This window comes from Actinomadura sp. 9N215 (assembly GCF_044326345.1).
In the GTDB taxonomy this organism is placed as follows: Bacteria; Actinomycetota; Actinomycetes; order Streptosporangiales; family Streptosporangiaceae; genus Spirillospora.
This window is the reverse complement of record NZ_JBIRBA010000001.1, coordinates 632573-647885: the sequence shown is the minus strand read 5'-3', so window position 1 is coordinate 647885 and position 15313 is coordinate 632573. Positions and strand designations below refer to the sequence as shown.

The 15313-nt window shown below is 72.3% G+C and carries 16 protein-coding genes; 6 read left to right on the top strand and 10 right to left on the bottom strand.

Going from position 1 to position 15313, the window contains the following annotated elements; translation table 11 throughout:
- Nucleotides 1–414: 414 nt before the first annotated feature.
- Nucleotides 415–870, top strand: coding sequence for an RNA polymerase sigma factor (locus ACH34T_RS02665; RefSeq protein WP_395990294.1), 456 nt, complete (start codon nucleotides 415–417; stop codon nucleotides 868–870).
- Between the two features lie 82 nt (nucleotides 871–952).
- Nucleotides 953–1372, top strand: coding sequence for a CBS domain-containing protein (locus tag ACH34T_RS02660; RefSeq protein ID WP_395990293.1), 420 nt, complete (start codon nucleotides 953–955; stop codon nucleotides 1370–1372).
- Between the two features lie 52 nt (nucleotides 1373–1424).
- On the opposite strand, the gene ACH34T_RS02655 is transcribed toward ACH34T_RS02660, so the two are convergent.
- Nucleotides 1425–2591, bottom strand: coding sequence for an aminotransferase class V-fold PLP-dependent enzyme (locus ACH34T_RS02655; RefSeq protein ID WP_395990292.1), 1167 nt, complete (start codon nucleotides 2589–2591; stop codon nucleotides 1425–1427).
- A gap of 188 nt (nucleotides 2592–2779) precedes the next feature.
- Between ACH34T_RS02655 and ACH34T_RS02650 the strand changes: the two genes are divergently transcribed.
- Both ACH34T_RS02650 and ACH34T_RS02645 read left to right on the top strand, forming a co-directional pair.
- Nucleotides 2780–4666: an ABC transporter ATP-binding protein gene (locus tag ACH34T_RS02650; RefSeq protein ID WP_395990291.1), complete on the top strand. Its 1887-nt coding sequence runs from the start codon at nucleotides 2780–2782 to the stop codon at nucleotides 4664–4666.
- 219 nt (nucleotides 4667–4885) lie between these two features.
- Nucleotides 4886–5344 (top strand): VOC family protein, encoded by a 459-nt coding sequence (locus ACH34T_RS02645; protein ID WP_395990290.1) that lies wholly within the window; start codon nucleotides 4886–4888, stop codon nucleotides 5342–5344.
- A gap of 94 nt (nucleotides 5345–5438) precedes the next feature.
- On the opposite strand, the gene ACH34T_RS02640 is transcribed toward ACH34T_RS02645, so the two are convergent.
- The 5 genes from ACH34T_RS02640 to ACH34T_RS02620 are packed head-to-tail and all read right to left on the bottom strand — an operon-like array spanning nucleotide 5439 to nucleotide 8408.
- Nucleotides 5439–5939 carry an SRPBCC domain-containing protein gene (locus ACH34T_RS02640; RefSeq protein WP_395990289.1) on the bottom strand — a complete coding sequence of 167 codons (501 nt, stop codon included), beginning with the start codon at nucleotides 5937–5939 and terminating at the stop codon, nucleotides 5439–5441.
- Nucleotides 5940–5973: 34 nt separating this feature from the next.
- Entirely contained in the window at nucleotides 5974–6738 is a 765-nt protein-coding gene (locus tag ACH34T_RS02635; RefSeq protein ID WP_395990288.1) for an ABC transporter permease, read from the bottom strand.
- Nucleotides 6735–7679 (bottom strand): ATP-binding cassette domain-containing protein, encoded by a 945-nt coding sequence (locus ACH34T_RS02630; RefSeq protein ID WP_395990287.1) that lies wholly within the window; start codon nucleotides 7677–7679, stop codon nucleotides 6735–6737. Before ACH34T_RS02630 ends, ACH34T_RS02635 begins: the two co-directional genes overlap by 4 nt.
- Nucleotides 7676–8029 (bottom strand): ArsR/SmtB family transcription factor, encoded by a 354-nt coding sequence (locus ACH34T_RS02625; protein ID WP_395990286.1) that lies wholly within the window; start codon nucleotides 8027–8029, stop codon nucleotides 7676–7678. Before ACH34T_RS02625 ends, ACH34T_RS02630 begins: the two co-directional genes overlap by 4 nt.
- 19 nt (nucleotides 8030–8048) lie before the next feature.
- Complete coding sequence (locus ACH34T_RS02620; RefSeq protein ID WP_395990285.1) at nucleotides 8049–8408, bottom strand: VOC family protein; 360 nt, start codon at nucleotides 8406–8408, stop codon at nucleotides 8049–8051.
- Nucleotides 8409–8529: 121 nt separating this feature from the next.
- Between ACH34T_RS02620 and ACH34T_RS02615 the strand changes: the two genes are divergently transcribed.
- Nucleotides 8530–9810, top strand: a complete 1281-nt coding sequence (locus ACH34T_RS02615; protein WP_395990283.1) for a cytochrome P450 — start codon at nucleotides 8530–8532, stop codon at nucleotides 9808–9810.
- Between the two features lie 101 nt (nucleotides 9811–9911).
- Here ACH34T_RS02615 and ACH34T_RS02610 read toward each other — a convergent pair whose 3' ends face one another.
- The gene (locus ACH34T_RS02610; RefSeq protein ID WP_395990282.1) at nucleotides 9912–10661 is read right to left on the bottom strand and encodes an SDR family NAD(P)-dependent oxidoreductase; all 750 of its coding nucleotides are present in this window, start codon (nucleotides 10659–10661) and stop codon (nucleotides 9912–9914) included.
- 165 nt (nucleotides 10662–10826) lie between these two features.
- On the bottom strand, nucleotides 10827–13622 hold the full coding sequence (locus ACH34T_RS02605) for an ATP-binding protein (protein WP_395990281.1): 2796 nt from the start codon (nucleotides 13620–13622) through the stop codon (nucleotides 10827–10829).
- A 188-nt stretch (nucleotides 13623–13810) separates the two neighbouring features.
- On the opposite strand from ACH34T_RS02605, the gene ACH34T_RS02600 reads away from it, so the two are divergent.
- Nucleotides 13811–14332: a hypothetical protein gene (locus ACH34T_RS02600; RefSeq protein WP_395990280.1), complete on the top strand. Its 522-nt coding sequence runs from the start codon at nucleotides 13811–13813 to the stop codon at nucleotides 14330–14332.
- A gap of 31 nt (nucleotides 14333–14363) precedes the next feature.
- On the opposite strand, the gene ACH34T_RS02595 is transcribed toward ACH34T_RS02600, so the two are convergent.
- Nucleotides 14364–14669 (bottom strand): hypothetical protein, encoded by a 306-nt coding sequence (locus ACH34T_RS02595; RefSeq protein WP_395990279.1) that lies wholly within the window; start codon nucleotides 14667–14669, stop codon nucleotides 14364–14366.
- A 212-nt stretch (nucleotides 14670–14881) separates the two neighbouring features.
- Entirely contained in the window at nucleotides 14882–15238 is a 357-nt protein-coding gene (locus tag ACH34T_RS02590) for a hypothetical protein (RefSeq protein ID WP_395990278.1), read from the bottom strand.
- Nucleotides 15239–15313: the final 75 nt, after the last annotated feature.

Sequence of the window (15313 nt, the reverse complement as noted above, 5' to 3'; positions counted from 1 at the left end):
AGGGAGACGTTCGCGGGGATGCGGAACTCGGCGGTGGCGGTGCGGGCGTCCTCGTGCTCGTCGGTGTCCTCGCTTTTCGAGTCCGTCGAGTCCGTCGAGGCTTTTGAGTCCGGTGAGTCGTTCGAGTCCTTTGAGCCGGACGTCACCGGTTCGCGCTGGGCGTCGTCGTCCACGGCCCGACCCTCCTTGACTGGTTCCTCCAGGCGGAGCGGTCCTCCCCGAGAACCTCCGTGCATCTTGAAGGATGCGCAGTTTATCGAGAAGGTTCGCGTGAACCCGCACAGGCGTCGGGGTGTCGCCGTCCCCGTGTGAACCCGGACGCGGCGTTGTGGAGATACATCGCTGACAGACGTCCCCCGCACGGGAAGGCCCGGTGCGCATGTCCTGGTGGGTTGTGAAGACATGGTGGTCGCGATGACCGTTCCTCCGACGACGGCGCAGAAATGCGACGCGGATCTCATCGAGGGCTCGCTGATCGATCCGGAGGCGTTCGCGGCGCTGTTCGACCGGTATTCCGCGATGCTCTTCCGGTACGTCTCGCGCAGGCTGGGGCCGGAGGCCGCGGAGGACGTCGTCGGAGAGACGTTCTTGGCCGCCTTCAGCCGGCGGCACCGCTACGACCTGGCGCAGCGCGACGCGCACCCGTGGCTGTTCGGTATCGCGACGAGACTGGTCGCGCAGCATCACCGGACGAGGCGGCGCGTTACCGCCGAGCGGCTCTTCGCACCCTTCCGCGACTGGCGACCACGGTCGGCGTCCCGGGGGTCACGTCCGGGCGTGGTGGCCAGGGGCGTCCCGGGGTGGCGTCCGGGCGTGGTGGCCAGGGGGTGTCCCGGGGTGGCGTTCGGGGGGCTCGGGCTTGATGAGTGATGTCGTTTCTGTCGGGTAGGGCCCGACTCGTCCCGGGGCCGCAGTGACGCCCGCGAGGCTTGAGAGGCTCAAGGAGTGAGCGATGGCAACGAAGGTGCGCGACATCATGACCGGCTCCCCGACGTCGGTGTCCCCGGAGCTCGACCTCGTGACCGTGGCACGGGCGATGCGCGACGAGGACATCGGCGCGGTGCTGGTCATCGACGGCGAGGACCTCAAGGGGCTCGTCACCGATCGCGACCTGGTCGTGCGGGGGCTCGCCGCGGGCGGCGACCCGGCCAGCGCGAAGATCGGCGGTATCGCCAGCCGGGCCACCGCGACCGTCGGTCCTGACGACTCGCTGGACCGGGCCGCGCAGATCATGCGGGAGCGGTCCGTGCGGCGGCTCCCCGTCCTTGAGGACGGGCGCCCGGTCGGCATCGTGTCCATCGGCGACCTGGCGATCGAGGAGGACGCCCGGTCGGCGCTCGCCGACATCAGCGCAGCCCGCCCGAACACCTGACCTGCTCGAACAGACTCCTAGTCCCGTTGGAACGCTTGACTGGTCCGGGTGCTTAGCGAGGAGTCGGGAGGACGGATAGGAGTCGGTCCAGTTCGTTTTCGGTGTTGTAGTAATGCACGGAGGCCCGCACGGCCGACGGGACGGCGTGCGGGTCGTATCCGTGTGAGATCGGACTGGTGACGTTGATGTTGACCCCGTGTTCCAATGCGGCCGCTTTGATGGCGGCAGGCTCGTGGCCGTCCACGGTGAACGTGACAATGCCGGATGGTCGCGCGCCCTTGTCGAGGACGGTCGTACCAGGCCGGGCGGCCAATTCCGTACGCAGCCTCTGGGCGAGCCCTGTCACGCGCGTCTCGATTGCGGGCAATCCCAGATCGGCCGCGTAGTCGGCGGCGACGCCCAGCCCTATCTGCCCGGCGACGTACCGTTCCCATGTCTCGAAACGGACCGCGTCCTGGCGCATCTCGAAACCGCCCGGCGCCTTCCACGTGGCTGCCTGCAGGTCGAGGAACGGCGGCTCCAGCGTCCGGACGATCTCGCGCCGCACGTACAGGAACCCGGTCCCGCGCGGGCCGCGCAGGAACTTGCGTCCGGTCGCCGACAGCAGGTCGCAGCCGATCTCGTTGACGTCCACGGTCAGCTGACCGACCGACTGGCAGGCGTCCAGCAGGTACAGGACGCCGTGTTCCCGGCACAGCCGTCCGACCTCCGCGACGGGGTGGACGAGCCCGTTGTGCGTAGGGACGTGGTTGAGCGACACCAGCCGGACACCGCCTTTGACCAGTTCGGCCTCCAGCGCGTCCAGGGAGAGCGTCCCGTCGCGGTCGTCCGGGACGGTTTCAACCCTCACGCCCTTGGCCGCCGCCACCTGCTGGTAGGCGATCGCGTTGCTGGAGTATTCGCTCGTCGCCGTGAGGATGCGGTCGCCGTCGGCGAACGGGATCGCATAGAACGCCATGTCCCATGCCCGGGTGGCGTTCTCCACGTACGCGATCTCGTCCGCGTGCGCGCCGATCAGGCCGGCCACCGCGTCATAGAAGTGCCTGACGGACGCGGCGTTCCGTTCCGCCGCCTCGTACCCGCCGATCGTCGACTCCAGCGCGAAGTGCTCCGCCACCGCGTCGATCACGGGGCGCGGCGGCAGCGCGGCGCCGGCGTTGTTGAGGTGGGCCACGTTCGCGCAGCCGGGGGTGTCGGACCGGAGTTGATCGATGTCCACGTGCCGCCTTCCTCGAACTTCTCGAACTTCTCGACGCACCGAAATCTTCGACGCGTCGAAAATGTCGTACCCGTCCGGCACCGTGGTCCACGGGTCGCGAGCGGCGCACTTGACCTCAACCAACGTTGAGGTCGCATGCTGGGCCCCACCAGGCCAACGATCAGTGCTGATGATCAGCGGGGGACGTCATGGACATGGAAGTCACCGCGTGGATGTCGCTGCACCACGCGATGAACGCGCGCGACAGCAGACCCTTCTCCAAGGCGACCCTTCGCCGCATCGCCGGGTTCGCCCGCCCGCACAGGCGGGCGCTGGCCGCGTTCCTCGGGCTCAGCGTCGCCCTGGCCGTGCTCACGGTCGCCACGCCCGTGCTGGCCGGGCAGGTCGTCAACGCCATCGTCGACCAGTCCGCCACGTCCACGGTCATAGGCCTTGCGGTGCTGATCGCCATCCTCGCGCTGGGCGAGGGCGGGCTCGGGCTCGCCAACCGGTGGCTGTCCGCGCGTATCGGCGAGGGGCTGATCCTCGACCTGCGCACCTCCGTGTTCGACCACGTCCAGCGCATGCCGGTCGCCTTCTTCACCCGGACCCGCACCGGCGCGCTCGTCAGCCGCCTCAACAACGACGTCATCGGCGCCCAGCGCGCGTTCAGCGACACTCTCTCCGGCGTCGTCAGCAACCTGGTGACCGTGCTGCTCACGTTCGCCGTGATGGTGCGGATCTCCTGGCAGATCACTCTTCTCGCGCTGGTCCTGCTGCCCGTGTTCGTCCTCCCGGCCCGCCGCATGGGCAGCCGCCTGGCGCGTCTCGAACGCGAGGCCGCCTCGCACGACGCGGCGATGAGCACGCAGATGACCGAGCGTTTCTCCGCGCCCGGCGCGACGCTCGTGAAGCTGTTCGGCCGCCCGGCGCGGGAGTCCGCCGAGTTCGCCGCGCGGGCCCGGCGCGTCCGCGACATCGGCGTCCGCACCGCGATGGTGCAGCACGTGTTCATCACGGCCCTCACCATGGTGTCCGCGCTGGCCCTGGCGCTCGTCTACGGGCTCGGCGGCTACCTCTCCCTGCGCGGCCACCTCGACGCGGGCGCCGTCGTCGCGCTCGCGCTGCTCCTCACCCGCCTCTACGCGCCGCTCACCGCGCTGGCCAGCGCCCGCGTCGAGGTGATGAGCGCGCTCGTCAGCTTCGAGCGCGTCTTCGAGGTCCTCGACATGCGGCCGCTGGTCGCCGAGAAGCCCGAGCCCGAGATCCGTTCCGTCCCGGACGGCCCCGTCTCCGTGGAGTTCGACGGGGTCCGCTTCGCCTACCCGTCCGCCGACAAGGTCTCGCTGGCCTCGCTCGAAGAGGTCGCCACCCTCGACACCCGGGGCGGCGTCGACGTCCTGCACGACATCTCGTTCCGCGCCGAACCCGGCCAGATGATCGCGCTCGTCGGCTCGTCCGGCGCGGGCAAGTCGACGATCGCGCAGCTCCTCCCGCGCCTCTACGACGTCGACACGGGCGCCGTCCGGCTCGGCGGCGTCGACGTCCGCGACCTGTCGTTCCAGGGCATCCGCGACACGCTCGGGATGGTCACGCAGGACGGCCACCTGTTCCACGAGTCGATCCGCGAGAACCTCCTCCTCGCCCGTCCCGAGGCCGCCGAGGACGACCTGTGGGACGTCCTGCACCGCGCCCGCCTCGACACGCTCATCAAGGGCCTCCCGGACGGCCTCGACACCATCGTCGGCGAGCGCGGCTACCGCCTCTCCGGCGGCGAACGCCAGCGCCTCACCATCGCCCGCCTCCTCCTGGCCCGCCCCCGCGTCGTGATCCTGGACGAGGCCACCGCCCACCTCGACTCCACGTCCGAGGCCGCCGTGCAGGAGGCCCTCACCGAGGCCCTGGACGGCCGAACCGCCATCGTCATCGCCCACCGGCTCAGCACGGTCCGCGCCGCCGACCTCATCCTCGTCGTGGAGGACGGCCACATCGTCGAACGGGGAACCCACTCGGACCTCCTCTCCACCAACGGCCGCTACGCCGAGCTGTACCGCACGCAGTTCGCCGACCAGCCGCCCTTGGAACCCGTCGCCTGACCACCCGGGTTTGACGGTCGGCACGCGGGGATGACACGCCCCGTGAGGACGGCACGCGGACGGAGGTCACGGGCTGGGCACGACGAAAACGCCCGCCGATGACACGTCCCGTGAGGACGGCACGCGGCGTGTGAGCTGACCAAGCGCCAGGGAGGCCGCGGCCTTCCGGACGACGCGTAAGGACGCACCGGCCCGAAGCCCGACTGGGAGGACACGACGATGGTCGACCGAAGCGAGCTGCCGGCCCCCGAGCAGGGCCTGGTACTGACGCATTTCCTGGTGGTGCGGGACGTGGCCCGCTCCCGCGCGTTCTACGCGGACGTGTTCGGCGGCGAGGTCGTCCTGGAGGAGAACCCCGCCATCGTGAAGGTCGCCAACACCTGGATCATCATGAATCCCGGCGGCGGCCCCACCCCCGACAAACCCGGCATCACGCTGACGGCTCCGCAGCCCGGCGACCCGGTCTCGGCGTTCATGAACGTCCGCGTGGCCGACATCGCCGCCTTCCACGCGGCCGCGACCGCGCGGGGCGCCGAGTTCCTGACCGAGCCGCTCGACCGCAAGGCCGAACTGCGCTGCTACATGCGCGACCCGGACGGCCACCTCATCGAGATCGGCCAAGCCACCGGCATGCTCAACGGCATCTACGCCGACCCACCCGCCACCGCCCCCGCCTAGGAATTCTCCGCGAGAACCTGAAGCGACGAGATCTCGAAGGCGCCTGCACCGACCGCCCCGCCGCCGCGTTCCAGCTGGCCTGCTGCCTTTCCGGTCAGGGGGTTTCTGCGAGGACCTGGAGGAGGGCGCGGATCACGTGGGAGCGCCAGCCGCTGCCCATGCCGCGGAACGCGTAGGCGTGGACGGGGTCGTCCAGGTCGAAGCCCGCGTGCCGGATGAACAGGCGGGTGCCGCGCCCCTCGGGGACGAGCCGCCAGGTCACCGTCGTGTCGAGGGTCCCGCCGCCCCAGCTGATCCGCAGCAGCCGCTCGGCGTCGATGTCGAGGACCTGGCAGGCGATCGTCCCGTCGAACCCGATGTTCGGGATCGGACGCGTCGCGAAAGTGAAACGGTGACCGGCAACGGGCTTGAAATCGTTCGGCATCAGCCAGCGCGCGAGCCGATCCGGGTCGGTGAGCGCCCGCCACACCTTGGCGGGCGGATGCGGGAGGAATTCGTCCACCTCGATGGCCGCCCGCCCGCCGCCCATGTCCTCGCCACCGCTGCGCATTTCGCTGTTGCTCGTGCCGTTGTCGTCGGTGCCGTCGCTGGTCATTTCGTCGCCTCGGTTCGGTTTGCGTGCCGTCATGTCAGGACCGCTGGAAACGGGCGACGGCGATGGTGGCGGAGACGGCGATGATCCCGGCCGTCCACGCCAGTGCAAAGGTGATGTCGCCGGTGTGCGGCCCGGTGTCCTGGGTGAGGGACCGGACGGCGTCCATCATGACCGTGACCGGCTGGTTCTCGGCGAAACCCCGCAGCCATCCGGGCATCGTCTCCACCGGGACGTAGGCGCCGGACACGAAGCTCAGCGGCAGCGCGAGGAAGCCGACGCCCTGCGCCGCCTGCGGGTTCGCGGTGAGCAGGCCGAGCGCGACGAACGTCCACACGAAGGCGAACCCGAACAGGACGCACAGGCCGAACGCGGCGAGAGCGGCGGCCCAGCCCGCGTGCACGCGGAACCCGACCGCGAAGGCCAGCGCGGCGGTGACCGCGAGGATCAGCGCGACGCGGACGGTGTCGGCCAACACCTGGCCCGCGATGACGGCGGTGCGCGGCATCGGCAGCGACTTCAGCCGGTCGAGATAGCCCGAGGCGGCGTCGTCGGCGACCGCGACCGCAGCGCTCATCCCGGCGAACAGCCCGCTCACGGTCAGCACGCCGGGGATCATGTAGTCGACGTATCCGGTTCCGCGGGTGTCGATGGCGCCGCCGAACACGTACCGGAAGATCAGCAGGAACGCGACGCTCTGCACGAGGCCCATCACGATGATCTGCGGTGTCCGGAACGTCCGCCGGAGCCCGCGCCGTGCGACCACCCAGCTCGCCGTGCCCAACCCTGCCTCGCCGATCATGTCGGGCTCCGTTCCGGGGTGGTGGTCAGGGAGAGGAAGGCCTCGTCGAGGGTCGGGCGGCGGAGGGTGATGTCCGCGATGGCGGCGTGGTGGCCGGCCAGGGCGTGGACGGCCTTCACCAGATCGTCTGGACCGTTCCCGGCGGGCACGGTCAGCAGGAGCGAGGACGGGTCGGACTGGACGTCCCCGACCGCCGCCAGCGCCGCCGCGGCCGACGCGACCGCGGCGTGATCCCGGACGCGGACCTCCACCAGGTCGCCGCCGGCCCGCGACTTCAGCTCCCCTGGCGTGCCCTCGGCGACGACCACGCCCCGGTCGATGATCACGACCTGGTCGGCGAGGCGGTCGGCCTCCTCCAGGTACTGGGTGGTCAGCAGTACGTCGGTGCCGCCCTTCACCAGGTCGCCGATGGCGTCCCACAGCGCGATGCGGCTGCGCGGGTCGAGGCCCGTGGTGGGCTCGTCCAGGAGGAGGAGCCGGGGTGCGCCGACCAGGCTCGCCCCCAGGTCGAGGCGGCGGCGCGTCCCGCCGGAGTAGGTGCGGACGAGCCGGTCGCCGAACTCGTCGAGCGCGAGCCGTTCGAGGACGTCCCGCGCGCTCGCGCGGGCGGCGCGGCGGCCCTGCCCGAACAGCCGCGCGATCATCTCCAGGTTCTCCCGGCCGGTCATCGCCGCCTCCACGGCCGCGTACTGCCCGGCGAGGCCGATGATCCGCCGCACGCGGGCCGGTTCGCGGACGGCGTCGATCCCGTCCACCCGCAGCGTCCCGCCGTCGGGCCGGACGAGCGTCGCCACCGACCGGACGAACGTGGTCTTCCCGGCGCCGTTCGGCCCGAGCAGCGCGACGACCCGGCCGGGTTCGGCGACCAGGTCGAGCCCGGCCAGGGCCGTCACGTCGCCGTACCGTTTGACGAGGCCCGCGGCTTCCAGGACGGGGGTCACAGGTCGTCCTCGTCGTTCTCGTCGTCCAGCAGTTCGCGCAGGTCGGACAGCCTGTCGCGCCAGAACCGCTCGTAGGGGCTCAGCCATTCCGACAGGTCGCGCAACGGCGCCGCCTCCAGCCGGTAGATCCGCTGGCGGCCGTCGCGCCGCTCGCTGACCAGCCCGGCCTCCCGCAGCACCTTCAGGTGCTCCGAGACGCTCGGGCGGCTCATCGCGAAATGGGACGCCAGGTCGTTCACCGGGCGGGGGCCGTCCAGCAGGAGCGCCGTCAGCTCCCGCCGGACGGGGCTCGCCAGCGCCGCGAAGACGTCCGCGCCGCCGTCCATGTCGCCGTTCGTGTCGCCGTTCATGTCAGCCACCGGCCGCGGGTCAGCGGGCGGCGAGGACGATGCCGTTGCCGTCGGGGTCGGTGAGCGTGGCCTGCCGACCCCAGGGCAGGTCCTGCGGCCCGTCGACGTCGACCCCGGCGGCGTGGAGCTGTTCGCAGTCGGAGTCCAGGTCGGAGGTCTCCAGGATCAGCCCGTGGACGCTGCCCGGCGCCAGCCCGGGCACGTGATTCGCGAGGACGACGTTGGTCTGCGCGCCCTTCGGGGCGAGCTGGAGCCAGCGGATCGGCCCGTTGGACTCGTCCGCGACCACCTCGAAGCCGAGCCTGTCGGTGTAGAAGGCCTTGGCGGCGTCCTGGTCGGACACCGGGACGGTCAGCAGCCGTACATGCGTGATGTTCATGCGGCAGACGATACGTAGGAGATTCCCTACCCGTCAAGCGTAGGAATCTCCCTACACATGATGCCCGGCGTCCGGGGGAGAGGGTGCTTCGGCATCGGACGACCGGACCGGGGAGTACGCCATGCGCCTGTTGGAACGGCTGGACAGCACGCTGCCGCTGGCGGCGCGCCCCTACGGGCTGCTGTCGGATCGCGCCCGCCGCCTGGACCGCGACGTCTACGACACACGGCTGCTGCTCCAGAAGACGACGTGCATGACGGGCGCGGACGCGGCCCGCGTCTTCTACGACCCGGGCCTGTTCGTCCGGGCCGACGCCGCGCCCCGCCGACTGATCCTCACCCTGTTCGGCGAGGGCGGCGTGCAGTCGCTGGACGGGGAACGCCACCGGGCGCGCAAGGAGATGTTCATGTCGCTGATGACCCCGGACGCCCGGGACAGGCTCGGCGACATCGCGTCCCGGATATGGCGGGAACGCATCAGGGACTGGGAGGGGCGGCGGCAGGTCGTCCTGTACGACGAGGTCAGCGAGCTGCTGTGCCAGGCCGTGTGCGCCTGGACGGGAGTGCCCGTCAGCGACCGCCGCCTTCCGGCGATCACCGGCCTGCTGACCGCGCTGATCGAGGCGCCCGCCGCCGTCGGCGCCCGCTACCTGCGCGGACGCGCCGCCCGAAGGATCGCCGACCGCTGGGCCGCCGCCCTCATCCGCCGCGCCCGCGAGAACCCGCACACCCGCCTGACCGAGGAGCCGGGCACTCGCACGGTTGTGGACGTCGTCGCCTCCTGTCGGGATGCGGACGGTCGTCTGCTGCCTCCGGACGTGGCGGGTGTCGAACTGCTCAATGTCCTTCGTCCCACGGTGGCGGTGGCGCGTTTCGTCGTCTTCGCGGCCCTCGCCTTGCACGGAAATCCGCAATGGCGGCACCGCCTCGCCACCGAGGACGATCCCGAACCGCTGGAGGCGTTCGTCCAGGAAGTGCGGCGCTTCTATCCGTTCTTCCCGATGGTCGCCGCACGGGCCGCCCGCGACTTCGAATGGCGCGGCCACCATTTTCCCAAGGGCCGCCGGGTGCTGCTCGACCTGCACGGAACCGACCACGATCCGCGCCTGTGGGAGCGTCCGGAACAGTTCAGGCCTGAGCGTTTCCTCGGCCGGGAGCCGGACGCCTATTCCATGATTCCGCAGGGCGGCGGAGACCATTACCACGGCCATCGCTGCGCCGGAGAATGGATCACCAAGGATCTGATGAAGGTCTCCGTCACCGCGCTGACCCGGTGGATGAGCTACTCGGTGCCCGCCCAGGACCTGCGCGTCCACCCGTGGCGGGCCCCGGCTCTCCCGGAGAGCCACTTCATCGTCACCCAGGTCGCCGCCACCCGCGTCGAGGCCGCCACGGCCAGGTGACCGTGGCGGCCTCGAACCGGACGCGCGCCCAGGCAGAGGCGTAGGCGCCGGGCCCAGGCGGAGGCCTCAGCCTCGGGGTGCGGGCGTAGGTGCGGGTTCGGTCAGTCGACCAGGGCGCCGGCGGTGATGTTGACCTGGGTCGAGGTGAGGCTGGCGGCGCGGTCGGACGCGAGGAACGCGGCGACGTGGCCGACGTCGGCGAGGGACGCGGCGCGCTTGAGCAGGGTGGCGTCCACGATCTGCTGCTTCGCCTGGGCGAACTCCGGGACGTCGGGGAAGGACTCGGGGACGCCGCCGGACTTCATCGACAGCACGCGGACCGAGTGCGGCCCCAGCTCGCACGCCCACTGCCGGCGCATCGCCTCGATCATGTCGAAGCCGACCTGGACGTTCCCGAGGCCCGGATTGTGGTTGGTGCTGTCGGAGCCGCCGAAGTGCAGGATCACGCCGGAGCCCTGCTTGACCATGTGCCGGGCGGCGGCCCGCGTGGTCAGCATGAACGTCCGGGCCATCTTCTCCAGGGACTTGGCGAAGTCGTCCACCGGTATCTCGATCATGGGGCGGAACAGCCCGTCCATCGAGATGGCGTTCACCGAGACGTCGACGCTTCCGGCGGTGGCCGCTACGGAGTCGACCCAGTTGTTGACGGCGTCCTCGTCCAGGGCGTCCACGCGGGCGGTCTCGGCGAGGCCGCCGGCCTCCCGGATCTCGTCGGCGACGGCGTCGAGCGTGGCGGGCGTCCGGCCGGCGAGGAAGACCCGGGCGCCTTCGGCGGCGAAGGCGCGGGCCATGGTGCCGCCGATCGTCCCGGCGCCGCCGTAGATGATCGCGGTCTTGTTCTCCAGAAGCATCGCTCTCTCCGTTCGTTTCGCGGTGACCCCGAAGGTAGGGGCGCGGCGCGACGCCCCGCATCGGTCGCCGGACGTACCTTCAAAAGCACAGGTCAGGGCACGTAAAGGCCACTGGAAGAGGTCCCCGGGACGGGCGCGTCCAACCGGCGTCCTGGCACGGATAAGTCAGCTGACCGATACGAGTCGCGCGAGCTCCATGCGCCGGGTGACGCCGATCTTCGGATACGCCTTGTAGAGGTGGTGCCCGACCGTGCGCGGGCTCAGGTAGAGCTGCGCGGCGATCTCACGGTTGCTGAGCCCGGCGGCGGCCAGCCGGACGACCTGGAGTTCCTGCGGGGTCAGCCGCTTGAGCGGGTCGGCGTCCCCGGTGCGGGCGGCCGGACGGTCGCCGAGGGCCTCCAGCTCGGTGCGGGCGCGGTCGGCCCAGCGATCGGCGCCGAGCCGGGAGAACGCGTCCAGGGCGGCGGTCAGCTCGGTGCGGGCGTCGGTGCGGCGGCGCCGGCGGCGGAGCCATTCGCCGTAGAGGAGCCGCGTCCGCGCCGCGTCGTAGGCGTGGTCGCCGTGCAGGACGAGCGCGGCGCGGTAGTGCTCGTCCGCGTCGTCGCCGGTGGACAGCAAGGCGCGGCAGCGGGACACGTGGGCGGTGCGGGACACGGCGGCCGCCCACGCCTCGAAGGCGGGGAGGTGGGCGCGGGCGAGGTCCGGGCGTCCGGCCCGCACCGCCGCCTCCGCGTGGTCGGGGACGGCGCGGATCAGCACGTCGTGCCGGGCCGGGCCTGAGCACACGGCGTCCAGGTGGTCCAGCGCGGCGTCGGCGTGGCCGTCGGCGAGGTCGTGCAGGCCGAGCCCCCAGGACGCCAGCGCCGCGTTCGTCGGCATCAGCTCGGCCTCCCGGAGGACGCCCGGCGCCAGCGACCGGCTGCGCTCCGCGTCCGACTCCAGCCGGACCGTGACGCATCGCAGCGCGGTGACCTGCATGTCCATGCCGATGTCGGCGGCGAGCGACAGGCCCTCCGCCGCGGCGGACTCGGCGCCGTGCAGGTCGCCGAGCAGCAGCCGCCCGATCGCGAGGGGCTCCAGGACGTACGGGAGCCAGCCGAGCGCGCCCTGCTGCCTGACCTCCGCCGCGAGGTTCTCCAGCAGGGCGGTCGCGGTCCGGTCGTCGGCCACGACCAGCCCCAGGAAACCGGCGATGATGCGTTCGACGACGGCGTCGCCGTTGCCGTTGCCGTTGCCGTTGCCGTTGCCGTTGCCGTCGCCGTCGCCGTCGCCGTCGTGCGCGGCCTTGACCAGCGCGCGTATCGGCGGGACGGCCCCTGGCTCGCCGTCGAGCAGCCGCCCGTAGGCGATCAGCCCGCCGGTCATCAGCGCCTTCGCGGAGCCGGCCGGGACCTTCACCTTCCTGAGCAGCGCGACGCTGTCCCGGACGAGGTCGTGCGCGCCCGCGTCCCGGGCCGACCAGACGGCCTCGGTCAGCATCGGCACCGCCTGCTCGGGGTCGCTCTCCACGATCAGCGCCGCGGCCTCCAGCGCGAGCGCGGCGTCGGCGGCCGGGGCGGTGCGCTCGTACTCGACCTGGGCGCGGATGAACGTGGCCTCGGCGATGACGCCGTCCTCCCCGGTGAGGTGGGCGGCCTCCTCGGCGAGGCGGGTGGCGGAGTCGGGGCGTCCGGCGTCGTAGGCGGCCCGCGCCGCGTGGACGAGCCGCCGCGCCTTGCCCTCCGCGTCCGTGCTGAGCCGCGCCGCCCGCTCGTAGGCGGCGGCGACCGCGGCCGTCCCGCCCCGGTGCCCGGCGCGGCGCGCGGCCCGTTCCAGTTCGGCCGCGATGCTCTCGTCGGGTCCGGTGGCGGCCGCGGCCAGGTGCCACGCCCGCCGGTCGGCGTGCTCGTCGCCGCCGAGCGTCGCGGCCAGCGCACCGTGGGCGGCGATCCGCTGATGGTGCGCGGCGTTCTGGTAGGTGACGGCGCGGATGAGCGGGTGCCGGAACCTGACCTCCTCGCCGTCAAGCACCACGAGCCCGGCCTCCTCCGCGGGCCCCAGATCGGCCGCGCCGAGCCCGAGCGTCTCCGCCGCCCGCAGGACGACGCCCAGGTCGGCGGTGCCGTCGGCCGCGACCACCAGGAGCAGCAGCCGTGTCGCGCCGGGCAGCTCGGCCAGCTGGAGCCGGAACGCCTGCTGGACCCGTCCGCCTACATGCCCGCCGACGGGCAGCGGCCCGGCGTGGCCCGCGTGCCGGGCGGGCTGCGCTCCGAGCGCTTTGGCGAGTTCGATGAGGGCGAGCGGGTTGCCGCCCGCCTCGTCCAGGAGCCGTTCGCGCACCGGGACCGTCAGGGCGGGCATGTGCGCGTCCACGAGGTCCTGCGCGGCGGCGCGGTCCAGGCCCTCCAGCCGGACGACGTCCAGCCCGTGATCGGGGAACGGGACGGCGGAGTCCCGCACCGTGAAGACCATGGCGATCGGGTCGGCGCCGAGCCTGCGGGCGGCGAACAGCAGCGCGTCCAGCGAGGCCCGGTCGAGCCATTGCGCGTCGTCGACCAGGCACAGCACCGGACGGTCCGCGGCCAGTTCGGACAGCAGCGTGAGCGTGGCCGCGCCGATCAGGAACCGGTCGCTGACCGGCCCGGCGGTCTCCTGCCGGGGGCGTCCTTCGGCGTCGTCCGGCGGGGGCAGCCCGAACGCCGAGCGCAGCGCCGCCGCCTGCTGGCCGGGCAGCGCGCCGAACCGTTCGCTGTGCGGGTACAGCATCAGGTGCAGCCCGCCGAACGGCAGCTCCGTCTCGGACTCGATGCCCGCGCCGCGCACGATCCGCATGTCCGGGGCGTCCGCCGCGACCTGATCGAGCAGCGCGGTCTTCCCGATGCCCGCCTCGCCGCGGATCAGCACGGCGCCGCTCCGTCCGGACCGGGCGTCCGCGAGCAGCCCGGCGACGCGTTCCTTTTCGCGGTCACGCCCGATGAGCACGAGCAAACAGTAACAACCCGGACATCCCAGGGCCGCCGTTTCGCCTGCTCACCGACCGGTGCCGCGGGCGGGCCGGGCGGCCGTCCGGCGTGATCTCGGCGGTCGGCAACGTAGCGCTCCCGACCCGGGACCCCTCCCCGGCGGGCGCCGCTAGCTTGTGGCCGACTTCGGTGAAGGCGGGAGAAGACATGCGAAAGACGCGGGCCCTCGGGCGGCACGCCGTTTGGCCCCTGGCCCTTCCTGCGTTCGCGCTGCTGCTCGCGGGCTGCGGCGACGACGAACCGGCCACGTCCGCCTCCAGTCCGGCGACGCGCTCTCCGGCGACCACGCGTCCCGCCTCCCCGGCTCCGGCGCCGACCGCGACGCCGTCCCCGACCGCGACGCTGCCGAAGGCGGCGGACGGCAGCCGTCTCAGCGCCTGCGCGGACGCCCGCTGCGAGGTGGAGGTCGGAGTCGGCGACGTCATCCGCTTCAACCCCGGCGTGCGGGGACGATCCGGGCTGGCCAAGCTGACGGTCGCGAGCATCGGGGACATGTCGATCGAACTCAAGACGGCGGGCGGAAGCATCGGATTCAGCCCCCCGGGATCGGACGACCCCTTCAACATCAACGGCACCTTCTCCCACGAGCTGAAAGGCACCGCGGGCAAGAGGGCGGTCATCCGCCTGGCCGCGCCGAAGCCCGGCGCGGGCGGCGCCGAGATGGGTTAGGCGAGGGGCCCTGCGACGGGTCGGCAGCATCTCAGGCGCGCCGGAAGGGACGGGAGCCGAGCGCCGCGAAGCCGATGGCGGTGAGGAGGAGCCCGTCGACCAGGGCGATCGCGGCAGGACCCGCCGCCTCGGCCAGCCCGCCGGAACCCACGAACGTCGTGATGACGCTGAGGTTCTGGACGAGGGTCATCGTGGCCGTCGTGCGGGACAGGTGCGAGGACGGCGACGCGTTGACCACCAGCGGGGTGAGATGCGTGGCGGCGATCCCGTACCCCACGCCGCCCGCCGCCGCCGCGGCGGCCGCGAGGGCCAGGTCCGGCGCCAGGGCGATGCCCACGACGCCCGGGCCCATGGTGACGATTCCCGCCGCTGAGGCGGGGCCGAGGCGCGCGCACCTCGTTCACGCCGGCCCCTCGGAATTCGCCCTGCCCTCGCTACCCCGGCCTCAGCACCGACTCCCGCTTACGGCCGTCCAACCGACACCGGCCTGATCCGCCCGTCGGTTTGACTCTCTCGGCGCGTCCGCCATCTGGTCAGAGCAGCGGGGGTCTAGCGGCGCCGGCGGGCCAACCAAGCATGGCCGGACGGTGGCGGCGCCAGCTCGTTCTCCACGAGCTGCTGCCAGCCCTCGTGGGCCAGCCCGGCGCCGACCAGCAGGTCCCGCCAGTCCCGGCGCCCGAGCGCGACGGCCTCGTCCAGCTTGCGCAGCCGTCCATGGGCGCGGACGAGAGCCGCCACCTGGATCCGCTCGACGGCGATCGAGTCGCGGGGCTCCCCGGAGAAGACCCCCTCCGTCAGCCCGGCCAGGGCTTCGATGACCTGCTCGGCCTGATGGGGGAAGTCCTTCCGCACCCGCCGCCGCACCCGCTCGGAAACCTCGTCCACGTCCACCCCGCTCTGAGGCACGAACCCACCGCCCCGAGCATCCCCCAAACCCCGGCCCAAGGCGACGTCCTGAGTCGGCCACGCGCCGCGGCAGCA

Bases quoted from the DNA above. Each gene is read 5' to 3' on its own strand.
- ACH34T_RS02600 (WP_395990280.1), top strand. From the start codon at position 13,811: ATGCGAAAGACGCGGGCCCTCGGGCGGCACGCCGTTTGGCCCCTGGCC.
- ACH34T_RS02625 (WP_395990286.1), bottom strand. From the start codon at position 8,029: ATGAACGGCGACACGAACGGCGACATGGACGGCGGCGCGGACGTCTTC.
- ACH34T_RS02645 (WP_395990290.1), top strand. From the start codon at position 4,886: ATGGTCGACCGAAGCGAGCTGCCGGCCCCCGAGCAGGGCCTGGTACTG.
- ACH34T_RS02635 (WP_395990288.1), bottom strand. From the start codon at position 6,738: ATGATCGGCGAGGCAGGGTTGGGCACGGCGAGCTGGGTGGTCGCACGG.
- ACH34T_RS02620 (WP_395990285.1), bottom strand. From the start codon at position 8,408: ATGAACATCACGCATGTACGGCTGCTGACCGTCCCGGTGTCCGACCAG.
- ACH34T_RS02650 (WP_395990291.1), top strand. From the start codon at position 2,780: ATGGACATGGAAGTCACCGCGTGGATGTCGCTGCACCACGCGATGAAC.
- ACH34T_RS02610 (WP_395990282.1), bottom strand. From the start codon at position 10,661: ATGCTTCTGGAGAACAAGACCGCGATCATCTACGGCGGCGCCGGGACG.
- ACH34T_RS02665 (WP_395990294.1), top strand. From the start codon at position 415: ATGACCGTTCCTCCGACGACGGCGCAGAAATGCGACGCGGATCTCATC.
- ACH34T_RS02660 (WP_395990293.1), top strand. From the start codon at position 953: ATGGCAACGAAGGTGCGCGACATCATGACCGGCTCCCCGACGTCGGTG.
- ACH34T_RS02640 (WP_395990289.1), bottom strand. From the start codon at position 5,939: ATGACCAGCGACGGCACCGACGACAACGGCACGAGCAACAGCGAAATG.
- ACH34T_RS02615 (WP_395990283.1), top strand. From the start codon at position 8,530: ATGCGCCTGTTGGAACGGCTGGACAGCACGCTGCCGCTGGCGGCGCGC.